Source organism: Shewanella sp. SG41-4, assembly GCF_014164505.1.
Lineage (GTDB): Bacteria > Pseudomonadota > Gammaproteobacteria > Enterobacterales > Shewanellaceae > Shewanella.
In genome coordinates, this window is record NZ_JACJFI010000277.1 from 1 (window position 1) to 4964 (window position 4964).

At 41.6% G+C, this 4964-nt stretch carries 3 protein-coding genes and 1 pseudogene; all 4 read right to left on the reverse strand.

The window, feature by feature from the left end; genetic code table 11:
* Positions 1–181: pseudogene (locus H5202_RS17975) on the reverse strand (hemerythrin domain-containing protein); the annotation flags it as partial.
* 184 nt (positions 182–365) lie between these two features.
* Complete coding sequence (thrC, locus tag H5202_RS17980; RefSeq protein ID WP_182773274.1) at positions 366–1649, reverse strand: threonine synthase; 1284 nt, start codon at positions 1647–1649, stop codon at positions 366–368.
* Between the two features lie 48 nt (positions 1650–1697).
* Entirely contained in the window at positions 1698–2657 is a 960-nt protein-coding gene (thrB, locus tag H5202_RS17985; RefSeq protein WP_182773275.1) for a homoserine kinase, read from the reverse strand.
* Positions 2654–4964, reverse strand: a 2311-nt coding sequence (gene thrA, locus H5202_RS17990; RefSeq protein WP_182773276.1) for a bifunctional aspartate kinase/homoserine dehydrogenase I, incomplete at its 5' end; no start/stop codon positions are given. The genes thrB and thrA, both read right to left, overlap by 4 nt.

Genomic DNA, 4964 nt, shown 5'->3' on the forward strand with positions numbered 1-4964 from the left:
CGAAAATAATATCTTCCAATGGGTGATGACTGTGTTCAGCATAACCTTGCATATACTCAACGATATCCCTAACCAGATTAAAATTAACTCCGTTACCTTCAGCCAATCGAGTCAGTTTCTTCGAAAGGATATTCAACAAAATGGCAATATGCTTATGATCGTGCATTAAACGTTGCAACATAGTCTTCTCCCGTCATCTATCTACAAAACACCAATGTATAAATAATAGCCAACAATGTGTCTTTTACTAATCTACACTGGGATAAGGATTATGAGGTATGACCAAGATCATAATATTGAAATATAAAAAAACACCTAATACCAACCATATTGATATTAGGTGTTAGATATTTGACACTAAGAGGTTACTTTAACACAGCAAACATATGTGCCTTTAGCTGATCAAAGTCAGCATTTAATTCTGCTGATAAAATCGTTTTTTGTGCCACGGCTTCTAATTCAGGAGGTAACGGCAAATTAATGGCCAACTCACGGTCAACCACATCTTTAAACTTAGCAGGATGCGCTGTACCTAGAAACACCCCGATTTCGTTACCAGTTAGGCCAAGCGTTAATGCATGAGCTGCAATCGCCGCATGAGGCTCTGATTGATAGCCCAATTGATAAAGTTCAACTAAAGCGCCAGCAGTATCTTCTTCAGAAAGAGCCACGCCAGTTATCAATGATAACGGCCAGCCCATCTGCTGACAAATAGCTTCAACACGAGGCCAATTACTGGGTTCTGACACATCCATGGCATTTGACATGGTCGCTACCGTTTTATGCGGCTGCCATTCTCCACCAATCAGATAACGCGGTACTGTGTCATTACTATTGGTTGCAGCAATAAAACGCTTAATAGGTAATCCCATGGCTTTAGCAAATAACCCGGCCGTTAAGTTACCAAAATTACCACTTGGTACAGACAATACAAACTCATTATCTCCAGCTTGCTTTGCTTGCGCTACCGCTTCAAAGTAATAACAAATCTGAGCTAACAAACGGCTTATATTAATTGAATTGGCTGAGTTTAACGCTAAACCATCACGAACATCGCTATCATCAAACGCTTGTTTAACCAGATGCTGACAGGCATCAAAGTCAGATGTTACTGCCACGGTGTGAATATTTTTACCTAATGTAGTAAACATCTTTTCTTGCAATTCACTAATTTTACCTTTTGGGTATAACACCATTACATTAACGTTATCTAAACCGTAGAATGCATCCGCTACTGCAGCGCCAGTATCACCCGATGTTGCGGTTAAAATAGTCAGTTTTTTATTGCCAGCAAGTAAATCAACGCATTGAGCCATAAACCGTGCGCCAAAATCTTTAAACGCTAATGTCGGACCATGAAAAAGTTCTAAACACGCGCGTTTATCATCAACCTTAACGAGTGGTACATCGAAGGTAAATGCTTTATCAACAAGCTTATCAACATTCTCCTGCCCGAGTTCATCCGCTAACCAAGCACCCAAGACTTTTTTGCTTCGCTCTGCAAAGGGTAATGCCAGTAATGCATCTATATCAGATAATACAGGAATGGACTTTGGAAAAAATAATCCTCTATCTTTACCTAAACCCAGCTGAACCGCTTGACTGAAGTTAACTACCTGCGATGGGTGTTTTAAATTATATAGTTCCATTGCGACTGCCTTTTAAATTTGAATATAAATAATGCTAAAAAGTGAACGTTACACGCACCGCGTGCCAAGTTTATCTAATCTACAAACGTGAGCAAAACCACCTTGCTCAGAAATATAATGCTGCATTAACCAATTTTTGGCTTTTTCTGCGGTGGCTAAATCGTCGGTTACACTAAACAATGTCGGACCGCTGCCAGAAATACCGCTAGTCATCATGCCTAATTCAGCTAAAGCGGTTCGCGCGTCGGTATAACCAGGAATTGCGGATGCTCGATAAGGTTCAGCCAAAACATCTTTTAGCATTTCAATCGCCAACCCGGCATCTTGCTGATAACTCGCGTGAACAAATGCACTTAAGTAACGGCCAAAATCAATGACCACAGACTTATCATATTGTTGCGGCAGCAATTCGCGCATTTTGGCAGTAGATAATGAAATACCCGGATAAGCGACAACCCAATACCAATTATCAAAACTAGGAATAGGAGCACATACTTGGTCACGAGAGTTAAGCATTAGCTGCATGCCGCCTAAATAACATGGTGCTACATTGTCATAATGCACGCTGCCAGATATTTTACCTTCAAACTCGCCCATCAATGCTAATAAAGCTTGCTGATTAAAAGGCTGTCCAAAATGTTCATTTAAGGCATATAACGCAGCGACAACTGAACTGGCACTCGAGCCTAGACCACTGCCTACTGGAAGATTTTTTTCCAAACAAACGGTTACACCATCTTGTCGTTGTAATTTTTCTAAAAAAAACTCAGCACATTGGTAGACAATATTGTCCTTACCATCACTTGGTAACTTATGAGCCCATTCACCTGTTTGACTATATTCAATCCCACTGGCCGCGGCGCTAATCATCACTTTATCGCCCAATAATGAGCCGTCTATTGGCGCCAATGCTGCACCTAGTAAATCAAAGCCAACACCAACATTGCCCATAGACGCTGGAGCATACACAGTTAACGTGTCTTGGCTTACCTTTAACGTTTGATTCATAACCCAACCTCACGAGTCCAGTTTAAGGTTCTTAATACGTCAGCAAAGGCCCCCGCAGCAGTAACATCGGTACCAGCACCATAGCCTCTTAATACGAAAGGAATAGGTTGGTAATAACGGCTATAGAATGCCAGAGCATTCTCACCACCTTTTACACTATAGAGTGGGTCAGTTGCATCAACTTCAATAATTCTGACATGGCATTGTCCGTCTTCAATTTGGCCAACATAACGCAATACTTTACCTTCGGTTTTAGCCGCCGCTACTCGAGCAGAGATAACCTCATCTAATGAAGCTAGATTGGCCATAAACTGATTAACATCGCCTGAGTCATCAAAATCGGCGGGCAATACTGACTCCACATTTATGTCGTCTAACTCCAAAGGCAAACCCACTTCGCGAGCAAGAATTAAGACTTTCCGTGCGACATCCATACCACTTAAATCATCACGAGGGTCAGGCTCAGTAAAACATTTTTCTCGAGCTATCGCAGTCGCTTGCGATAAGCTCATACCTTCATCTAACATACCAAAAATGTAAGATAATGAACCAGACAAAATACCATTAAACTTATGTAGTTTATCACCGGCATACATCAGTTTTTTCAAGTTGTCGATAACCGGTAAACCTGCACCTACGGTAGTTTCATACAAAAATTGTCGACGCTGAGTTAATGCCGTTTTACGCAAAGCTTGATAGTAAGCATAATCACGAGTATTTGATTTTTTGTTTGGCGTGACAACGTGAAAACCAGCATTCATCACATCAAGATAACGGTCTGATACTAACTCGCTTGAAGTACAATCGACCAGTACAGGATTAAGCAATTGCTGATCTTGACCCCACTCAAGTAACTTAGCTAAATCATACGCTTGGCCATTCGCTGCCAATAATGACTGCCATTCACCAAGTTCAATACCTTCACTATTTAGCAGCATTTGGCTTGAATTGGCGATACCACAGACTCTGATGCTAATGTGTTGCTCTTTTAACATCGCGCTTTGTTGCTTAATTTGATCAAGTAATCCAGCACCCACATTACCGCTGCCAACTAAAAACACATCAAGATACTGTTGAACATCAAAAAATGCCTGATGGCACGCTCCAATGGCATGTTTAGTTTTTTTCTGTTGAATGACCGTGGAAATTGATCGCTCAGATGACCCTTGCGCAATAGCAATGATATTAACGCTTGCCTTAGCTAGTGCTGTAAAAAATTTAGCCGCTACGCCCTTGTGGGTTTTCATACCATCACCAATCAAAGACACTATCGCCAAATCTTGACGCAATTCAATCGGCTCAAGTAATTCACTTTTTAATTCAAGCTCAAATTCTTGTTCTAGTGCCCATTTAGCTTTGTTTGCTTGAGAGGTAGAGACACAAAAACTGATACTGTATTCAGATGAGCTTTGGGTAATAAGAGAAACCGAGATACCGCTACGAGAGATAACTGCTAAAGTCCTGCTTGCCATGCCGACCATGCCTTTCATTCCTGGGCCGGAGACGTTAAACATGGTTTGATTGTCTAGATTTGAAATCGCTTTAACTTGTAGACCCGTTTTATCATCATCATTAGACACTAATGTACCGGGTGCTGACGGATTAAAACTGTTTTTGATATAACAAGGAATTTGATATTGAGCAATTGGCGCAATCGTTTTAGGATGCAATACTTTGGCGCCAAAATACGAGAGTTCCATCGCTTCTTGATAGCTTAATTGTGACAATAATTTAGCGTCGGCCACAACACGTGGATCAGTGTTATATACTCCATCCACATCAGTCCAGATTTCACAACTAGAAGCGTCTAAACAAGCGGCCAACACTGCAGCAGAATAATCAGAACCATTACGACCTAATGTTACTACTTTGCCTTGAGCATCTGCGGCAGTAAACCCAGGCATCACCCAGACTCGGTATTGATCAAGCGGCAATAAGGTAAAGCGAGGCTTGCTCACCGCAATATCGACTACAGACTCCAACGGCTGACCATGAGCTAAAAATAACGCGACTGGATCTAATTGTGCTGAAGTGATGCCTTTAGCCAACATGACTTGTTCCATTAATGCTGCGGATAAGCGCTCACCGGTCACCACTAATTCAGCACGAACGTTATCAGGGCATTCGCCAAGTAATTTAACACCGTAAAGTTTGTCTTTCCAAACTTGCATTTGCGCCGTTAACTTCCCAACAAGTAACTCATGCTGTTCCGCTGTAATAAGTGATGCCGCCGCATCAGAGAACAGCCCGCTATAGACTAAATGAATATGATCCAATACCGGTTGGTAATCATGTTGTTCAACCGCT

Coding starts and splice junctions, on each gene's coding strand:
- thrB (WP_182773275.1), bottom strand. CDS start 2,657: ATGAATCAAACGTTAAAGGTAAGCCAAGACACGTTAACTGTGTATGCT.
- thrC (WP_182773274.1), bottom strand. CDS start 1,649: ATGGAACTATATAATTTAAAACACCCATCGCAGGTAGTTAACTTCAGT.